The organism is Microbacterium hominis, from assembly GCF_013282805.1.
GTDB lineage: Bacteria > Actinomycetota > Actinomycetes > Actinomycetales > Microbacteriaceae > Microbacterium > Microbacterium hominis_B.
Genome location: NZ_CP054038.1, coordinates 2,883,047 through 2,901,581, shown reverse-complemented (window position 1 = coordinate 2,901,581; position 18,535 = coordinate 2,883,047). Strand labels below are relative to the sequence as shown.

The following is an 18,535-nucleotide window of genomic DNA, read 5'->3' as shown; positions in this document are numbered from 1 at the left end:
ACACATCGTTAACGAACGGCAACATTCGCGACGCCGACTCTCCCTTAGGTTTGACCCACTGGGACGGCGCCCGAGCCGCGCCCGCGACCATACACAGCAAGGAGCAACATGAGCGTCTTCACTCGCTCGCGCAAGACCACCTTCCTCGGTGGCCTCGCGCTCGCCGGCGCCAGCGCGCTGGTCCTCGCCGGATGTTCCGCCGGTGGCGGAACCGCTGACGAGACCGATGCACCGTCGGAGCCGACCGAGGAACTGGCCCTCACCATCGGCACGGCACTGCCCCAGACGGGCAACCTCGCCTTCCTCGGCCCGCCCGAGGAAGCCGGTGTGGCATTCGCGACCGCCCAGATCAACGAGGTCTCCGAGGAGACCGGTCTGACCCTCGAGGTCGTCTACGGCGACTCGGGCGACACCGACAACAAGGCGTACGAGACCGAGATCCCCCGCCTCCTGGGTGAGGACGTCTCGGCCGTCATCGGCGCCGCGTCGTCGGGCACCTCGCTGCAGTTCATCGACCAGCTCGTCGGTGCCGGTGTCATCCAGTTCTCGCCGGCCAACACGTCCGACGCGTTCAGCACCTACGACGACAACGGCCTCTACTTCCGCACCGCGCCTTCGGACGTGCTGCAGGGTGAGGTGCTGGGCAACCTGATCGCCGAGGACGGCAACCAGACGCTCGGCATGATCGTGCTGAACGACTCGTACGGCACGGGCCTCGCCAAGTACGTGCAGGAGGCCTTCGAGGCCGCCGGCGGCGAGGTCGTCGCACAGCCGACCTACAACACCGGTGACACCACGTTCGACGCGCAGATCTCGGAGGTCCTCGCGGCGGACCCCGACGCGATCGCGCTGATCACGTTCGACGAGGTCAACACGATCCTCCCGTCGCTGTTCGGACAGTTCCCCGCCGACAAGATGTACTTCGTCGACGGCAACCTGAAGAACTTCGGTGAGGACTTCCCGGCCGGCTCGCTGACCGGCTCGAAGGGCACGCTCCCCGGCCTGTCGATCGACTCGATCTCGGCCTTCACCGGCGACCTCGACGCCTTCCTCGAGTCGGAGGGCACCGAGCCGCTCACCGAGTACAGCTACGCGGCGGAGTCGTACGACGCCACCGTGCTGCTCGCGCTCGCGGCGCTGGCCGCCGGTTCGACCGACCCGGCCGACATCGCCGAGAAGCTCATCGAGGTCTCGGGCGGCTCCGGCGAGGGTGACAAGTGCACCTCGTACGCCGAGTGCGCCGACATCATCGTCGGTGGCGGCACGGCCGACTACGACGGCATCTCGGGCCCGATCACGTTCGACGAGGTCGGCGACCCGACCGAGGCGTCGATCGGCATCTACGAGTTCGGTGACGACAACAACTACGTCGCCTTCGAGGGCTGAGCCAGCCCGACTCGCTGAACAGAGCGGCCCCGCATCTTCGGATGCGGGGCCGCTCCGCTGTGTGGGCGCGTGCGGGGGTGTGCGTGGCCGGTGTTGGTGGGACGCTTCGTGCGGGCTGGGGGGTGTGGATGCCGCGCGAGGCGCCCCACGAGCGGCGGCGGTGTACGTGGCCGGTGTTGGTGGGGCGCTTGGTGCGGGCTGTGGGGGTGTGGATGCCGCGAGGTGCCCCACGAGCGGCGGCGGGTGCGTGGCCGGTGTTGGTGGGGCTCTTGGTGCGGGTTGGGGCGTGTGGATGCCGCGCGAGGTGCCCCACGAGCGGCGGCGGGTGCGCGCCGGGCCGCACGGGTACGACGGGGGGAGAACGCCCCAACCCGAGCCGGGCGCGCACAACGAAAGAGGGGGTGGATGCCGCGGCATCCACCCCCTCTTTCGTACAGCGCGTGTCAGGTGCCGAGCGTGCCGAGGTACAGCTCGGTCACCTTCGGGTCGTTCAGCAGGTCGCGGCCGGTGCCCGTGTAGGCGTCGCGGCCCTGGTCGAGCACGTAGCCGCGGTCGCAGATCTGCAGGCAGCGGCGCGCATTCTGCTCCACCATGATGCAGGTCACGCCGGCCTTGTTGATCTCGGAGACGCGGATGAACGCCTCGTCCTGGCGCACCGGCGACAGGCCGGCCGAGGGCTCGTCGAGCAGGAGCACCTTCGGATCCATCATGAGCGCGCGGCTCATCGCCACCATCTGGCGCTCACCGCCGGAGAGCGAGCCCGCGCGCTGCTTGAGTCGCTTGCCGAGCTCCGAGAAGATGCCGGTGACGAACTCGAGGCGCTCCTTGTAGACGCCGGGCCGCTGGTACAGCCCCATCTGCAGGTTCTCCTCGATGGTGAGGCTCGGGAACACGTTGTTCGTCTGCGGGATGAACCCCACCCCGCGGGCGACGAGCTTGTTCGCCTTGAGACCCGTGATGTCATCGCCCTCGAGCGTGATCGAGCCGCTGCGGATGTTCACCTGGCCGAAGATCGCCTTCAGCAGCGTCGACTTGCCGGCCCCGTTCGGGCCGATGATGCCGATGAGCTCGCCCTGGTTGACGATCATGTTGCAGCCGTTGAGGATGTTCACTCCCGGCAGGTAGCCGGCGTGCACGTCCTCGATCAGGACCACGGGGGTTTCGGTGGCAGTGGGAGTGCTCACTTGTGGCCGTCCTTCGATTCTTCTTCGGCAAGACCGTCTTCGACGAGCTGCTGCGCGGTGATGGAGGGGGCCGTCGCCGCGTCGGCGTCGATCACCTCGATGCGCCCGGTCACGACGCCGAGGTCGAGGTCCTGGTGCGCGCCGAGGTAGGCGTCGATCACCGCGGGGTCGCGCATGACCGTGGCGGGGTCGCCCTCGGCCACGATGCGGCCCTCCGCCATCACGACGACCCAGTCGGCGATGTGGCGCACCATGTGCATGTCGTGCTCGACGAACAGCACCGTCATCCCCAGTTCCTTGAGGTCGAGGATGTGATCGAGCAGCGACTGCGTCAGGGCGGGGTTCACACCGGCCATCGGCTCGTCGAGCATGACGAGCGTCGGCTCGGTCATGAGCGAGCGCGCCATCTCGAGCAGCTTGCGCTGACCGCCCGACAGCGAGGCGGCGAAGTCGTCGGCCTTGGCATCGAGCTTGAACTTCTTCAGGATCTCGATCGCGCGGTCTTCGATGTCCTCATCCTGCTTGCGCCAGATCGCGGGGATCAGGCTCGCGAAGAACTTCTCGCCGCGCTGGTTCTTCGCACCGAGCTTCATGTTCTCCATGACGGTGAGAAGCCCCAGTGCCTTGGTGAGCTGGAACGTGCGCACGAGGCCCATGCGCGCGACCTTGTAGGCCGCGACGCCCGAGAGGTCCTTGCCGTCGAAGCTCCACGTGCCCTCGTTGGGCCGGTCGAAGCCGGTCAGCAGGTTGAACAGCGTCGTCTTGCCGGCGCCGTTCGGCCCGATGAGCGCCGTGATGGCGCCCCGCGGAACCTCGAGGTGATCGACGTCGACGGCGTGCACGCCGCCGAACGAGCGGCGCACGTTGTCGGCGACGATGATCGGGTCGACCTTCTTGCAGCCGGGGCCGGCGTCGCCGACGTGGAGGCCCGTGGTCTTGGGCCGCGCCACGGGACCCGTGGGCGGTGCGGCGTCGGGGATCGGAGTGCCGTTATCGGCGGTGCTGTTACTTGACAAAGGTCAGCTCCTTCTTGTTGCCGAGGATGCCCTGCGGCATGAAGATCACCAGGAGCATCAGCGCGAAACCCACGAGGATGAAGCGCAGGATGCCGGCCTGGATCTGTGACATGAAGGGAAGGACGCCCGCCGACGCGAGCGCCGGCAGCACGTTGCTCAGGAACGTCTGCAGTGCCCAGAAGATCAGCGAGCCCAGCAGCGGTCCGAACACCGTCGCCGCGCCGCCGAGCAGGAGCGCCGTCCACACGAAGAACGTCAGCGATGTGACATACACGCCGGGGCTGACCGCCGAGGGAAGGGCGTAGATGATTCCGCCCGCCGCAGCGAGCACGCCGCCGAGGACCAGCGACTGCATCTTGTAGGCGTAGACGTTCTTGCCGAGCGAGCGCACGGCGTCTTCGTCTTCACGGATGCCCTTGAGCGTGCGACCCCAGGGGCTGCGCGTGAGCATCCACACCACGAGCACCGCGATCGCCAGCGTGATGAGTCCCATGATGCGCACCCACCACTGGTTCTCGTTGTAGACCCAGGGGCCGAACCCGTACGTGCCGTCCGGGATCGGGTTGGCCGCGCGGAAGCTCGTGTGATACCCGCTCAGGCCGTCGGCCGAGCCGGTCACGTCGTCGAACGCGGTCGTGAGGAACAGCAGTCGCACCACCTCGGCGGCCGCGATCGTGACGATGGCGAGGTAGTCGCCGCGCAGTCGCAGGGTCGGGATGCCGAGGATGAGGGCGAAGATCGCGGATGCCGCGAGCCCGAGGATCGCCGCGAGCCACCATTCCAGGCCGAAGGTGAGGATGGAGATCGCGTAGCCGTAGGCGCCGATGGCCATGAAGCCGGCGATGCCCATGTTGATGAGGCCCGCGTAGCCGAAGTGCACGGCCAGGCCGAGCGCAGCGAGGGCGTACCCGAGGGTCGCCGGGCTGATGATCGACGAGGCGGTGTTCGAGAGGATCTGAAGCCAATCCATGGTCGTGCCCTATCCGATTCTCTCTCGTCGGCCCAGGATTCCCTGTGGCCGGAACAGCAGGATGACGATGAGGATGACGAGCGCGCTCGCGAACTTGAGGTCGGCGGGGATCCACAGGCTCGAGACCTCGACCAGGATGCCGACGATGAGCGCGCCCACGAGGGCTCCCATCGCGGTTCCGAGGCCACCCAGGATCACCGCGGCGAACATGAGCAGCAGCAGCTGCGCGCCCATGTCCCACTTGATGCCGGGACGGTAGTAGGCGTACAGGATGCCGGCGAGGCCCGCGAGTCCGCCCGCGATCGTCCAGACGACGCGGACGACGAAGTCGACGTCGATGCCCGACGCGGCCGCCAGCGACGGGTTGTCGCTGATCGCGCGGGTCGCCTTGCCCAGGCGCGAGCGGGTCAGCCACAGGGCGAACGCGATGATCACCGAGATCGAGATCAGCAGCGACGCCAGGTCGATCACGCTCATCTGCACGGCGCCGAACAGCGGGATCTTCGGTGCCGTCGAGTTCGGCAGCTGCAGCGTGCCGCCGCCGATGAAGAACTGGAAGATGTAGCGCAGGGCGAGCGAGAGGCCGATGCTCACGATCATGAGCTGAACCACGCCGACGCGTCGGCGGCGCAGCGGTCGCCACAGCGCCATGTCGAGCACGAGGCCCAGCCCCGCGCTGGCGACCACCGCCAGCGGGAAGCCGAGCCACCAGGGGAGCGCCAGGCTCGCCGGTCCGACGAAGAACAGCCCCGCGATCGCCCCGAAGGTGACCATCTCACCGTGGGCGAAGTTCGATATGCCCGTCGTGCCGTACACCAGCGTGAGGCCGACGGCGGCGAGGGCGAGCATCAGGCCGAAGCTCACGCCCTGCACGATGCGCTGGACGAACTGGTCGAAGAAGCTCGTCACGTTGCGTTCGCCTTCGCCGATGAAGAAGTTCACCGTGACGCGGCCGCCCTGGCCCATCGTGACTTCCTTGACGTTGGGCGTGTCGTCTTCGGGGTCGACCACGGCGATGCCCTCGGGGAGGGTGGTCTCGTCGAGGGTGACGCTGTACTCCTCACCCCGCTCGGGCACGCCGACGCGCCATTGACCGTTCTCGTCGGTCTCGACCTCCTGCTCGCCGCCGGGGCCGTCGACCGTCAGTCGAACCCCTTCGAGCGGCTCGCCATCGAGCTGCACGTTTCCGCTGATGCGGTAGGGGTTGTCGGCATCGGCGAGAGCGGGCGCCGAAGAGAAGAACATTCCGAAGACGATCAGCATCAGCGCACCGAGCGCGATGAGCGTCCGAGAGCGGTGCCTGTGCACCGCTGTTCCTGTCGGGGGAATCACGAAACCTCCAGTCCACCAACGCGCACCGAAGCCCGGGTCGCATCGGCCGTGATGAACGACGGTACGACTGTAATGTGTCGCCGGTGTTTCCGGGGAGCACCCTGTGGATACGTGATGCAATCGCGACCCGTCGGGTGCGGCATCCACCCCCGTCCGCCGCGGTCGCGCGCGATTCCCCGCGCGCGCGTAGGCGGGAATGAAACGCCCAGGCTGGCCGCTTAGAATCGTTGTCGGCGCGTCCCGCGAGGCGGCCGTCGTCGACTTCGTCCACCAGACCCGCATCGCTCGCGCAGGAGAACCCCATATGGAGCACAACGACCCCTTCGGCATCGTCGGACTGACCTATGACGACGTGCTGCTGCTGCCCGGTCACACCGACGTCATCCCGAGCGAGGCCGACACCTCCAGCCGCGTGACCCGCCGCATCACGGTCGCCACGCCCCTGCTGTCGGCCGCGATGGACACCGTGACCGAGGCGCGCCTGGCGATCGCGATCGCCCGCGAGGGGGGCCTCGGCATCATCCACCGCAACCTCTCCATCCAGGAGCAGGCCGCGATGGTCGACCGCGTCAAGCGCAGTGAGTCGGGCATGATCACCGACCCGATCACCACCACACCCGAGGCGACCATCGAGGAAGTCGACAACCTCTGCGCGACCTACCGCATCTCGGGTCTGCCGGTCATTGACGAGGCGGGGCGCCTGGTGGGCATCGTCACCAACCGCGACATGCGGTTCGTCTCGGGCTTCGAGCGCCAGACGACCCTGGTCAAGGACGTCATGACCAGCGAGAACCTCGTCACCGGCACGGTCGGCATCGGGGCCAACGAGGTCATCGCGCTGTTCGCGCAGCACCGCGTCGAGAAGCTGCCGCTCATCGACGACGAGGGCATCCTCAAGGGCCTCATCACCATCAAGGACTTCGACAAGAGCGAGAAGTACCCCCTCGCCACCAAGGACGACCAGGGGCGCCTGCGGGTGGGCGCCGCGATCGGCTTCTTCGGCGACGCGTGGGAGCGCGCCGAGGCACTGCGCGACGCCGGTGTCGACATCATCGTCGTCGACACCGCCAACGGCCACTCCGCGGGCGTGCTCGACATGGTGCGCCGTATCAAGGCCGACCCGACGTTCGATCACATCGACGTCATCGGGGGCCAGGCGGCGACCCGCGAGGGTGCGCAGGCGCTCATCGACGCCGGTGTCGACGCGGTCAAGGTCGGTGTCGGTCCGGGGTCGATCTGCACCACGCGCATCGTCGCCGGGGTGGGAGTCCCGCAGGTCACCGCGATCTGGGAGTCGTTCCAGGCTGCGCGTGAGGCGGGGATCCCCATCATCGCCGACGGCGGTCTCCAGTACTCGGGCGACATCGCCAAGGCCCTCGTCGCCGGCGCCGACACCGTGATGATCGGGTCGCTGCTGGCGGGCACCGACGAGTCGCCCGGCGACGTCGTCTTCCAGGGCGGCAAGCAGTTCAAGCTGTACCGCGGCATGGGATCGCTCGGCGCGATGCAGACCCGCGGCAAGAACACGTCCTACTCGAAGGACCGCTACTTCCAGGCCGACGTTCCCAGCGACGACAAGCTGATCCCGGAGGGCATCGAGGGCCAGGTCGCGTACCGCGGCTCGGTGGCTGCGGTCGCGTACCAGCTCATCGGCGGCCTCCGTCAGTCGATGTTCTACGTCGGCGCGCACACGATCGAGGAGCTCAAGGCCAAGGGCAAGTTCGTCCGCATCACCGCGGCGGGCCTGAAGGAGTCCCACCCGCACGACGTGCAGATCGTCGTCGAGGCCCCCAACTACAAGCGCTGACCCGCTGACGCCAGGAGGGTGGATGCCGCAGCCCGCGGCATCCACCCTCCGTCGTCTGCGCACCGCGCGCAGTGCCGACGCGGGTCAGGCCCTGTGGGCCGTGGTGCCGGGGGCGCGGTCCGCGGCGTCCCGCGTCCTCGCCGATCGGCCCGCGGGCAGCCACAGGGCGGCGACCGTCGCGGCGGCGAGCACCGCCGCCCCCACGAGCACCGCCGGACGCGCGGCGTCGACGTACAGGTCGGGCATCAGTTCGCCACCGGCTCCGACGAACACCGCGGTCATCACCGCCGTGCCGAGCGCGAGGCCCAGCTCGCGCACGGTGGAGTTCACCCCCGACGCCTTGGCGTGGTCGACGACCCCCAGGGTCGCGAGCAGGGCAGTGGCCGACGGGGCGAACACCAGGGCCATGCCCACCCCCGCCATCACGAACGGGGCGATGAGCACGGGGTAGTCGAGGTCGGTCGACATCACCGCGGCGATCCAGGTGAGGGCGACCGCCTGCAGCGCGAGCCCGGTCACCATGAGCACGCGGGTGCCGACGCGCGGCGCGATCAGGCCGGCGATCGGCGCGACGAACATGGGGGCGAGGGTCCACGGGGTGGTCTGCCAGGCGGCCTCGAGCGGCGACGAGCCCTGCACGACCTGCAGGTACTGGATCAGGATGAACACCGCCCCGAAGGTGCCGAAGCTGAACGCGAACCCGACGATGTTCGTCACCGAGAACGAGCGATCGCGGAAGAGGCGGAGGGGCATGAGGGGCGCGTTCGTGCGCATCTGCCATACGAGGAACGCGGCCAGCAGCGCGGCCCCCGCGGCGATCTCGGCGATCACGCCGAACGAGTCCCAGCCGTCGTCGTTGCCGCGCACGATCGCGTGCACGAGCGCCAGCACGCCGGATGCCGCGAGCAGGGCCCCCGGCACGTCGATGCGCGCCCGCACCCCGAAGTGGTTGGGGAGCACCACCCACGCGAGCGGGATGGCGATCAGGGCGACGGGCACGTTGATCCAGAAGATCCCCTGCCAGTTCCACCCCTCGATCACGGCTCCTCCCACGAGGGGGCCGACGGCGACGCCGAGGCCCGAGATCCCGCCCCAGATGCCGATCGCGAGCGGTCTCCGCTCCGGGGGCACGGCCCCCGCGAGCAGCGCGAGCGAGAGGGGGAGCACCCCGGCGCCGCCGAGGCCCTGCAGTGCGCGGGCGGCGACGAGCTGCCCGGGGTCGGTGCTGAGCGCGGCGAGCACCGACCCGGCGCCGAACACCGCGATCCCGATGGCGAACACGGTGCGGCGGCCGAAGCGGTCGCCCAGCGCCGAGGCGATGAGGATCGCGCCGGCGAACGCGAGCGTGTAGGCGTTCACGAACCACTGCAGCTCCTCGACGCTCGCCCCCATCTCGCGGTGCAGCACCGGCAGGGCGTTGGTCATCACGAGGTTGTCGAGCGTGGCCATGAACATCGGCAGGGAGGCCGCGGCGATGACGAGACCGAGCGGGCGCCGGGATGCGGCGGGGGAGCTGTCGGATGCCGCCGGCGGGGCGGCGAGCTCTGTGGTCATGGGAGTGTCCGTTCCTGGTTGTAATCGGATGATTACCAATCTGAGAGCACTGTAGTAATCGACTGATAACATGTCAACCATGACCTCGATCGCCGATGCACCGAAGCAGCGGCTGAGCTCCGACGAGCGACGCGCGCAGATCCTCCTCGCGGCCCTGGCCGTCTTCGGCGCCAAGGGCTACTACGGCGCCACGACCGACGACGTCGCGCGGGCGGCATCCGTCTCCCAGCCCTACGTCGTGCGGCTGTTCGGCTCGAAGGAGACGCTCTTCCTCGAGGTGCTCGACGAGGCGGTCAGCCGTCTGCTCGCCGCCTTCACGGCATCCGCGGCAGAGGCCGAGCGCGAGGACGGCGAACTGGAGCGCTGCGTCGGTCGCGGCTACATCGATCTCCTGCAGGTGCGGGGACTGCACCAGACGCTCTCGCACGCGTTCCTGCTCGGCGCCCATCCCGTGATCGGCCCCCGGGCACGCGACTGCTACGCGCGGGTATGGCAGTTCCTGCGCGACCTGGGGTTCGATTCCGATCGCGCCGAGGAGTTCCTCGCCCGCGGGATGCTGCTGAACACGATCATCGGCCTGCGACTGGCCGACGACTACGACACCGACCCGCGGGTGGCGGACATGTTCACCGCCTGCTTCCCGACCGAGAAGGCGACGGTGCTGCGCTACGCGCCGCGCGTGGACGAAGGCTGGTAAGAGGGTTCAGGATGCCGGGCCGGCGGCGTATCGTCGCTCGCATGTGCCGGAACATCCACACCCTCCACAACTTCGAGCCGGCGGCCACCTCCGACGAGGTGCACGCCGCGGCGCTGCAGTACGTGCGCAAGATCGCGGGCACCACCAAGCCGTCGAAGGCCAATCAGGAGGCCTTCGACCATGCCGTGCACGAGATCGCGCACCTCACCCAGCACCTGCTCGACGACCTCGTCGCCACCACGCCGCCGAAGAACCGCGAGGAGGAGGCGGCCAAGGCCCGCGCCCGCGCGATCAAGTCCGGGCGGTACGCGGCCGCGTGAGCGTCCGCGACGCACCTCCGGAAACCGGAGGCCGGGCCCGTTCCCGGAGCGACGGGGCGATCTGGTCCGGAAAGCGTCGGGTGGTCCGGTTTCCGGATCCGCCGCGGGTGGCGGGGCGACCCGGCCGCGCCGGGCGACCACGAACCAGGCAACGGCCCGGAACCAGGCAACGGCCGGGAACCAGGCAGCGGCCGGGAACCAGGCAACGACCACGAACCAGGCAGCGGCCGGGAACCAGGTAGGCTGGTCGGCTCCCCGGACGACGATACGAATGGATGCCGCGGGGCAGACAGGTTCGCCATGGGCTACATCGACATCTCCGCCGTCTCGTACGCGCTCCCCGACGGGCGTCCGCTTCTCGACGAGGTGAGCTTCCGCGTGGGGGAGGGCACGACGACGGCGCTCATCGGCCAGAACGGCGCCGGCAAGACGACGCTCATGCGCATCGTGCGCGGCGACCTCGCGCCGCACGCGGGGGTGGTCTCGATCGACGGCGGGCTCGGCGTCATGGACCAGTTCGTCGGCCACGGCGGGCCCGGCCAGACGGTGCACGACCTGCTTATCGCGGTGGCTCCCGACCGGGTGCGGCGCACCGCCCGCGAGCTCGAAGACGCCGAGGCGGCCATCATCGAGGCCGACGACCTCGACACGCAGATGCGGTATGCCGCCGCGCTCGCCGACTACGCCGAGGCGGGCGGCTACGAATACGAGACGGTGTGGGACACGTGCACGGTGGCGGCGCTGGGCGTGCCCTTCGCGCGGGGGAGGTTCCGCGAGCTGACGACCCTGTCGGGCGGCGAGCAGAAGCGCCTCGCGCTGGAGGCGCTCCTGCGCGGCCCCGATCAGGTGCTGCTGCTGGACGAGCCCGACAACTACCTCGACGTGCCCGGCAAGCGCTGGCTCGAGGCGCGGCTGCGCGAGACGCCGAAGACCGTGCTGCTCATCTCCCACGACCGCGAGCTCCTCGCGCGGGCTGCCGATCGCATCGTGACCCTGGAGGTCGGCGGCGCCGGCAGCACCGCGTGGGTGCACGGCGGCGGCTTCGGCACGTACCACCGCGCCCGGGACGAGCGGATGGCGCGCCTCGACGAGCTGCGCCGCCGGTGGGACGAGCAGCACGCCAAGCTCAAGACCCTCGTGGCGACGCTCAAGGTGAAGGCCACCGCGAACGACACGTTCACGAGCCGATACCGCGCCGCCCAGACGCGGCTGCGCAAGTTCGAGGAGGCGGGGCCGCCGCAGGAGCGCCCGCGCGAGCAGGACCTCGACCTGCGTCTGCGCGGCGCCCGCACCGGCCGCCGGGCGGTCGTCGCCGAGCGACTCGAGCTCACGGGCCTGATGCAGCCCTTCGACCTGGAGGTGTGGTTCGGCGACCGAGTCGCGGTGCTCGGATCGAACGGGTCGGGCAAGTCGCACTTCCTGCGCCTGCTCGCCCGCGGGGGCACCGATCCCGACGGGCGCCTCGGCCACCTCACCACCGCCGGTGCGGCGCTCGACCCGGTCGCCCACACGGGGCGCGCGGTGCTGGGGGCGCGGGTGGTTCCCGGGTGGTTCGCCCAGACCCACCGGCATCCCGAGTTCGACGGACGCACCCTGCTCGACATCCTGCATCGCGGCGAGGATGCGCGGCCGGGAATGCCGCGGGATGCCGCGAGCTCGGCCCTGGACCGGTACGGCCTGGTCGCCCAGGCCGAGCAGCGCTTCGACGACCTGTCGGGCGGGCAGCAGGCGCGGTTCCAGATCCTGTTGCTCGAGCTGTCGGGGGCCACCCTGCTGCTGCTCGACGAGCCGACCGACAACCTCGACCTCGTCTCGGCGGAGGCCCTGCAGGACGCGCTCGCCCGCTTCGAAGGGACGGTGCTGGCGGTCACGCACGACCGGTGGCTCGCGAAGTCGTTCGACCGGTTCGTCGTGTTCGGCGCCGACGGCCGGGTGGTCGAAGCCGACGCGCCGGTGTGGGACGAGGCCCGTGTCGCCCGCGAGCGCTGACCCGCCCCGGACTGGGGTGTGCGCGACCCCGGCGGGTAGGCTGGGCGGGTGACCATGGAGATCGAGCTCGGCCGCGCCAAGCGCGCTCGCCGCGCGTACACGTTCGACGACATCACGGTCGTGCCCTCGCGGCGCACCCGCAACCCGGAGGACGTCTCGACGGCGTGGACCATCGACGCCTTCCAGTTCGACATCCCGGTGCTCGGCGCCCCCATGGACTCCGTCGTCAGCCCCCAGACGGCGATCATGCTCGGAAAGCTCGGCGGCCTCGGTGTGCTCGACCTCGAGGGCCTGTGGACGCGCTACGACGACCCCGAGCCCCTCTTCGCCGAGATCGCCTCACTCGGCGACGCCGACGCGACTCGGCGCATGCAGGAGCTGTACTCCGAGCCGATCAAGCCCGAGCTCGTGCGCGACCGGCTGGCCGAGATCCGCGCGGCCGGCGTCACCGTCGCCGGCGCCCTCACGCCGCAGCGCACGCAGGACCTCTACGAGACCGTCGTCGCCGCCGGCGTCGACCTGTTCGTGATCCGCGGCACGACCGTCTCGGCCGAGCACGTCTCGAGCGTGGACCAGCCGCTGAACCTCAAGAAGTTCATCTACGACCTCGACGTGCCCGTCATCGTGGGCGGCGCCGCCACCTACACCGCGGCCCTGCACCTCATGCGCACGGGCGCGGCCGGCGTTCTCGTCGGGTTCGGCGGGGGCGCGGCATCCACCACGCGTGCCACGCTCGGCATCCACGCGCCCATGGCCACCGCGGTCGCCGACGTCGCCGGCGCCCGCCGCGACTACCTCGACGAGTCGGGCGGACGCTACGTGCACGTCATCGCCGACGGCGGAGTGGGCACCTCGGGCGACATCGTCAAGGCGCTCGCGATGGGGGCGGACGCCGTCATGCTCGGCGTCGCGCTCGCGCGGGCGACCGACGCGCCCGGCCAGGGCTACCACTGGGGCCCGGAGGCCCACCACCCGAAGCTGCCGCGCGGCCACCGCGTGAGGGTCGACCAGGTCTCGACCCTCGAGTCGGTGCTGTACGGCCCCGCTCCGGTCGCCGACGGCACCGCGAACCTCATCGGGGCGCTGCGCAAGTCGATGGCCACGACCGGCTACTCCGACCTCAAGGAGTTCCAGCGCGTCGAGGTCGTCGTCGCGCCCTACGGCGCCAGATGAGCGACGCGGTACCCGAGGTCTTCCCGCCGACGCTGCGGGAGGTGCTGCTCCGACCCCGCTGGATCGGGATGCTGATCTTCTGCCTCGTCGTGGCGGGCGTGTTCGCGTGGCTGGGCCAGTGGCAGCTGGGTCGCGCGATCGACACCGACCCGGTGCCCGAGGGAGCGACCGAGGTGGTGCGGCCGATCGCCGAGGTCGTCGAGCCGGGCGCCTACCTCCCGGAGCCGTTCGTCGGCCAGAAGGTGGAGGTGTCGGGCTGGTGGATCGGCCCCGACTTCCTCATCGTCGAGTCGCGCTTCAACGACGGCGTCGAGGGGTACTGGGTGACCGGGCAGTTCCGCTTGTGGGACGGCGAGCTCGGCCTCGGCCAGGGCCCGCAGACCTCGATCGCGGTGGCCCTCGCGTGGGCTCCCACGCGGGAGGATGCCGAAGCCGCCGCGATCGGGATGGAGGGCGTGGTCGACACCGTCGACATCGGAGAGCCCGCCGTGCTGAGGGGGCGCCTGGTCTCCGACGAGGGACCGGCGATGCCCCCGCGCGGCGAGGATCCCCAGACGATGACCCGCATGTCGCCCGCCGCCCTCCTCGGCCAGTGGACCGACGTCGAGGGGCTCTCGGTGTACCGCCCCTACCTCGTCTCCGACGACCCGACCGGCGGCATGGGCGACAACGCTCTCGTCGCCATCCACTCGCCGGCCCCCAGCCAGGGTTCGAGCGTCAACTGGCTGAACATCTTCTACGCCGCCGAGTGGGCCGTGTTCGCCGGCTTCGCCTTCTACATCTGGTACCGGCTGGCGAAGGACCAGTGGGAGAAGGAAGTCGAAGAACTGGAGGATGCCGCGGCCGCGGCATCCATGTCGGCAGCCGACCCCGAGCCGGTCACCGCCCCGGACGGACCCGAGCCCGCCCGCGGCTAGACTGGAAGCCATGCCCCGCGAACCCAAGCTCGCCTCGTTCCCTGCGATCCGCGGAGCCCTGAAGTTCTACGTCGTCTGCTCGATCATCACCGGTGTCGGCCTGCTCCTGCTGGTCGCCGAGATGATCCTGAAGTACACCCCGCTGCACCTGGAGCTCTTCCTCGGCGGCTCGGGGGGCTTCCTGTGGTTGGCGCCGGTGATCGCGGGGCCGGACTGCCAGTGGTGGTCGCTGTTCGCGCCGATGACGAACGCGTGCGAGATGACCTCCGTCGGCGACGGAGTGAACATCTCGCTGGCGATCCTCGTCGCCCACGGCTGGTTCTACGTCGTGTACCTGTTCGCGTGCTTCCGCATCTGGAGCCTCATGCGCTGGCCGTTCGGCCGCTTCATCATGCTCGCGCTCGGCGGCGTGATCCCGCTCCTGTCCTTCTTCATGGAGTCGCGCGTCGCCCGTGAGGTGCGCGCCTACCTGCAGCGCCGCGAAGACGCGGAGCTGCACACCCGTGCCGAGCACTCTTCCCTGACCCACGCGATCCCGACGGAGAACAAGCGGTGACAGAACAGACCGAGACCTCCCAGCGCCCGGTGCTGGTGGTCGACTTCGGCGCCCAGTACGCGCAGCTGATCGCGCGCCGGGTGCGCGAGGCCGGCGTCTACAGCGAGATCGTGCCCCACACGGCATCCGCCGCCGACATCGCGGCCAAGAACCCGGTGGGCATCATCCTGTCGGGCGGACCGTCGTCGGTGTACGAAGAGGGTGCGCCGGGGCTCGACCCGGGCGTGTTCGATCTCGGCGTGCCGACGCTCGGCATCTGCTACGGCTTCCAGGTGATGGCCCAGACCCTCGGCGGCGAGGTCGCCAACACGGGGCTGCGGGAGTACGGCGCCACCGACGCGGCGATCGCGAACGAGGGCGGCGTGCTGCTGGGCGGCCAGCCGGCCGCGCAGAACGTGTGGATGAGCCACGGCGATCAGGTCTCCCGCGCGCCCGAGGGCTTCGACGTGCTCGCCTCGACCGCCGCGACCCCCGTGGCCGCGTTCGGAAACGACGAGAAGTGCTTCTACGGCGTGCAGTGGCATCCCGAGGTCAAGCACTCCGACCACGGTCAGCAGGTCATCGAGAACTTCCTGCACAAGGCGGCGGGGCTTCCCGCCGACTGGAACAGCGGCAACGTCATCGCCGAGCAGGTCGAGAAGATCCGCGCGCAGATCGGCTCCGGCCGCGTGATCTGCGGGCTGTCGGGCGGCGTCGACTCGGCGGTCGCGGCGGCGCTCGTGCACGAGGCCGTCGGCGACCAGCTCGTCTGCATCTTCGTCGACCACGGACTGCTGCGCAAGAACGAGCGGGAGCAGGTCGAGCAGGACTACGTCGCGTCGACCGGTGTGCGCCTGGTGACCGTCGACGCGCGCGAGCAGTTCCTCGCGGCCCTCGCCGGGGTGAGCGACCCCGAGGAGAAGCGCAAGATCATCGGGCGGGAGTTCATCCGCACGTTCGAGCAGGCCGAGGCCCGGCTCGTCGCCGAGGCCGAGGCCGACGGCGAGCCGATCCGCTTCCTCGTACAGGGCACGCTCTACCCCGACGTCGTCGAGTCGGGCGGGGGCACCGGCACGGCGAACATCAAGTCGCACCACAACGTGGGGGGTCTTCCCGAAGACCTGCAGTTCGAGCTGGTCGAGCCGCTGCGCACCCTCTTCAAGGACGAGGTGCGCGCGATCGGCCGCGAGCTGGGCCTGCCGGAGGTCATCGTCGGTCGCCAGCCGTTTCCGGGCCCCGGCCTCGGCATCCGGATCGTCGGTGAGATCACCGCTGACCGCCTCGAGATTCTGCGTGATGCCGACGCCATCGCGCGCGAGGAGCTGACGAAGGCGGGCCTCGACGGAGAGATCTGGCAGTGCCCGGTCGTGCTCCTGGCCGATGTGCGCAGCGTGGGCGTGCAGGGTGACGGCCGCACCTACGGCCACCCGATCGTGCTGCGCCCGGTCTCCAGCGAAGACGCCATGACCGCCGACTGGACGCGCCTTCCCTACGACGTGCTCTCGAAGATCTCCAACCGCATCACCAACGAGGTGCGCGAGGTCAACCGGGTCGTGCTCGACGTGACGTCGAAGCCCCCGGGGACCATCGAGTGGGAGTGAGCTGAGGGGATGCCTGCCGCGTGCAGAACTCCGGAACTTCTCGCGGGAACGGGGTGAATCCGGCGCCATCGGCGGCCGCGGGGCAGGTTTTCCGGAGTTCTGCACGCGGGGCCCGCGTCACTGCGGGATCATGGACGGGTGAGCGACCGCTACCTCGCCCCCACCGGCGCAGACTCCGTGTTCAACGCCGTCGTCGGCTTCCTCACCCGGGTCGGACTCCCGCTCGCGGGCAGCCGCGTGCTCGCGGTGCGCGGGCGGTCGAGCGGCGAATGGCGGACCACCCCCGTGAACCCTCTGCGGGTCGCCGGGTCGCGGTACCTCGTCGCGCCGCGCGGCCACACGCAGTGGGTGCGGAACATGCGAGTGGCCGGCGGCGGCGAGCTGCGCAAGGGCCGCACGAGCGAGCCGTTCACCGCCGTGGAGATCGCCGACGCCGAGAAGCCCCCGATCCTGCGCGAGTACCTGCGCGCGTGGGCGTGGGAGGTCGGCCGCTTCTTCGAGGGCGTCGACAAGGACTCCTCCGACGAGCGCCTGCGCGAGATCGCGCCGGGCTTCCCCGTCTTCCGTATCGAAAGCACCCGATGACGCAGGTCCCGATGGCGAGCTTCCCCGACGCCGAGTACGTGATCCTCTCCAGTCGCCTCATCCCCGATCTCGATGGCGGCTACACCCTGGCGACCCTCGCCCGCGCACGCCAGATGGCCGCGGCGGGCGTCGGCGGCGGGCGCGGCCCGCTGCTGCTGACCGTCGACCCGGGGACCCCGCACGACCACGCACGCCATCGCGCTGCGTTCGACGGGCGCGCCCTCATCACCGCGCCGGCCATGATGCGCAACCTGTTCGATGAGGCCGGGGGAGCCGCCGGCGGTGCGGCAGAGTGGCTGCGCGCGGCATCCCATCCCGGGGAACCCGACCCGGCCCTCGAATACCGGCAGATCGTGGATGCCGCGGGCCGGCCGACCGTATCGCTGCCGGTCATCGCCGGCGACCCCGACTGGCACATCAGCGATGCGCCCGTGGTCGTGCACGATGCGGGCGGTGGGGTGGCCGGCGTCATCGACGGGTTCGGCGCGCTGTACCGGGCGTGGCTGTCGCACGTGGTCGAGGGGCTGCGCGCGGGCGATCCCGCGCGCGCGGTCGTGGTGGTGTGCGAGTCGCGGCAGCTGGGCGAGCTGCTCGCCGGGTGGGACGACCCGAACCTGCGGCTGCTGCACGCCATCCACACGATCCACCTCGAGCCGCCCTACACCCCCGACGCCGACCTCAACACGCTGTGGGCGCGCTGGTTCACCCTCGCCGAGCGGTTCGACGCCGTGCTGTGGCCGACAAGCGCGCAGCGCGCCGACGTGGCCGCGCGGTTCGGCGACTCGGACGTGCACGTCGTCGTGCCGCACGGCGTCGAGGCGGCCGCGGCGGTGCCCGGCGGAGCCGAGCGGGTCGCGGGTCGGGTCGTGATGCTCAACCGGCTCGCGCCCGGCAAACGGGTGGACCACGCGATCCGCGCGTTCGCGGCGGTCGTCGCGCGGGTTCCGGATGCCGCGCTCGACGTGTACGGCGAGGGCGCCGAGCGGGAGCGGCTGCAGGCGCTCATCCAGGAGCTCGGGCTGTGCGCGCACGTCGCGCTGCGAGGATCGACCGATGCCCCGGGTCGCGCGCTGCGCGAGGCATCCGCGTATCTGTCGACGTCGGCGTACGAGGGCCAGGGCCTCGCGATCGTCGAGGCCCTCGCGGACGCGTGCCCCGTGGTCGCCTACGCCGCCCCGTACGGACCTCGCGAACTGCTGGCGCACGGGGGCGGGCTGCTGGTGCCCGACGGAGACGTCGAGGCGCTCGCGGACGCGCTCGTGCGCGTGCTCACCGAGCCGGAGCTGCACGCCCGGCTCGCGCGCGAGGCCGTCGAGGCCGCTCGCGCGGTCGATCCCGCCCACGCGATGGCCGCCCTCGCCGCCGCGTCGCGGGATGTGCTGGCCCGGCCGTCGCGCCGGGCCTGAACCGGCCCGCCGACTGCCGGGTCGGCGGGGCGCGCCTGCAGAACTCCGGAACCGCTCGCGGAA

General features: G+C 70.4%; 16 protein-coding genes. 11 read left to right on the top strand and 5 right to left on the bottom strand.

Going from position 1 to position 18,535, the window contains the following annotated elements; translation table 11 throughout:
* The first annotated feature begins 108 nt into the window (after positions 1-108).
* Complete coding sequence (locus HQM25_RS13155) at positions 109-1,386, top strand: ABC transporter substrate-binding protein (RefSeq protein WP_172990649.1); 1,278 nt, start codon at positions 109-111, stop codon at positions 1,384-1,386.
* 443 nt (positions 1,387-1,829) lie between these two features.
* On the opposite strand, the gene HQM25_RS13150 is transcribed toward HQM25_RS13155, so the two are convergent.
* Genes HQM25_RS13150 through HQM25_RS13135 form a run of 4 tightly spaced genes read right to left on the bottom strand, consistent with a single transcriptional unit; the run spans position 1,830 to position 5,819 of the window.
* Positions 1,830-2,570 (bottom strand): ABC transporter ATP-binding protein, encoded by a 741-nt coding sequence (locus HQM25_RS13150; RefSeq protein ID WP_172990648.1) that lies wholly within the window; start codon positions 2,568-2,570, stop codon positions 1,830-1,832.
* On the bottom strand, positions 2,567-3,520 hold the full coding sequence (locus HQM25_RS13145) for an ABC transporter ATP-binding protein (RefSeq protein ID WP_172991665.1): 954 nt from the start codon (positions 3,518-3,520) through the stop codon (positions 2,567-2,569). Before HQM25_RS13145 ends, HQM25_RS13150 begins: the two co-directional genes overlap by 4 nt.
* A 55-nt stretch (positions 3,521-3,575) precedes the next feature.
* On the bottom strand, positions 3,576-4,556 hold the full coding sequence (locus tag HQM25_RS13140) for a branched-chain amino acid ABC transporter permease (protein WP_172990647.1): 981 nt from the start codon (positions 4,554-4,556) through the stop codon (positions 3,576-3,578).
* A 9-nt stretch (positions 4,557-4,565) separates the two neighbouring features.
* Positions 4,566-5,819 carry a branched-chain amino acid ABC transporter permease gene (locus HQM25_RS13135; protein WP_172991664.1) on the bottom strand — a complete coding sequence of 418 codons (1,254 nt, stop codon included), beginning with the start codon at positions 5,817-5,819 and terminating at the stop codon, positions 4,566-4,568.
* Positions 5,820-6,192: 373 nt separating this feature from the next.
* Between HQM25_RS13135 and guaB the strand changes: the two genes are divergently transcribed.
* On the top strand, positions 6,193-7,695 hold the full coding sequence (gene guaB, locus HQM25_RS13130) for an IMP dehydrogenase (protein WP_172990646.1): 1,503 nt from the start codon (positions 6,193-6,195) through the stop codon (positions 7,693-7,695).
* Between the two features lie 84 nt (positions 7,696-7,779).
* On the opposite strand, the gene HQM25_RS13125 is transcribed toward guaB, so the two are convergent.
* Positions 7,780-9,249, bottom strand: coding sequence for an MFS transporter (locus HQM25_RS13125; protein ID WP_172990645.1), 1,470 nt, complete (start codon positions 9,247-9,249; stop codon positions 7,780-7,782).
* Positions 9,250-9,319: 70 nt separating this feature from the next.
* On the opposite strand from HQM25_RS13125, the gene HQM25_RS13120 reads away from it, so the two are divergent.
* From HQM25_RS13120 to HQM25_RS13080, 9 genes are all read left to right on the top strand, one after another.
* A complete protein-coding gene (locus HQM25_RS13120) occupies positions 9,320-9,946 on the top strand; it encodes a TetR/AcrR family transcriptional regulator (protein ID WP_172990644.1) in 627 nt (208 codons plus the stop codon).
* Positions 9,947-9,987: 41 nt separating this feature from the next.
* On the top strand, positions 9,988-10,266 hold the full coding sequence (locus HQM25_RS13115; protein WP_172990643.1) for a DUF2277 domain-containing protein: 279 nt from the start codon (positions 9,988-9,990) through the stop codon (positions 10,264-10,266).
* Between the two features lie 300 nt (positions 10,267-10,566).
* The gene (locus HQM25_RS13110; protein ID WP_172990642.1) at positions 10,567-12,255 is read left to right on the top strand and encodes an ABC-F family ATP-binding cassette domain-containing protein; all 1,689 of its coding nucleotides are present in this window, start codon (positions 10,567-10,569) and stop codon (positions 12,253-12,255) included.
* A 54-nt stretch (positions 12,256-12,309) separates the two neighbouring features.
* Positions 12,310-13,428 carry a GuaB3 family IMP dehydrogenase-related protein gene (locus HQM25_RS13105; protein WP_172991663.1) on the top strand — a complete coding sequence of 373 codons (1,119 nt, stop codon included), beginning with the start codon at positions 12,310-12,312 and terminating at the stop codon, positions 13,426-13,428.
* Positions 13,425-14,345, top strand: coding sequence for an SURF1 family cytochrome oxidase biogenesis protein (locus HQM25_RS13100; RefSeq protein ID WP_172990641.1), 921 nt, complete (start codon positions 13,425-13,427; stop codon positions 14,343-14,345). Before HQM25_RS13105 ends, HQM25_RS13100 begins: the two co-directional genes overlap by 4 nt.
* A gap of 10 nt (positions 14,346-14,355) precedes the next feature.
* Entirely contained in the window at positions 14,356-14,901 is a 546-nt protein-coding gene (locus HQM25_RS13095) for a DUF3817 domain-containing protein (protein ID WP_172990640.1), read from the top strand.
* Entirely contained in the window at positions 14,898-16,481 is a 1,584-nt protein-coding gene (gene guaA / locus HQM25_RS13090) for a glutamine-hydrolyzing GMP synthase (RefSeq protein ID WP_172990639.1), read from the top strand. The genes HQM25_RS13095 and guaA overlap by 4 nt, the downstream gene beginning before the upstream one ends.
* Positions 16,482-16,619: 138 nt before the next feature.
* On the top strand, positions 16,620-17,066 hold the full coding sequence (locus HQM25_RS13085) for a nitroreductase/quinone reductase family protein (protein ID WP_172990638.1): 447 nt from the start codon (positions 16,620-16,622) through the stop codon (positions 17,064-17,066).
* Positions 17,063-18,472: a glycosyltransferase gene (locus HQM25_RS13080; RefSeq protein WP_254359336.1), complete on the top strand. Its 1,410-nt coding sequence runs from the start codon at positions 17,063-17,065 to the stop codon at positions 18,470-18,472. Before HQM25_RS13085 ends, HQM25_RS13080 begins: the two co-directional genes overlap by 4 nt.
* Positions 18,473-18,535: the final 63 nt, after the last annotated feature.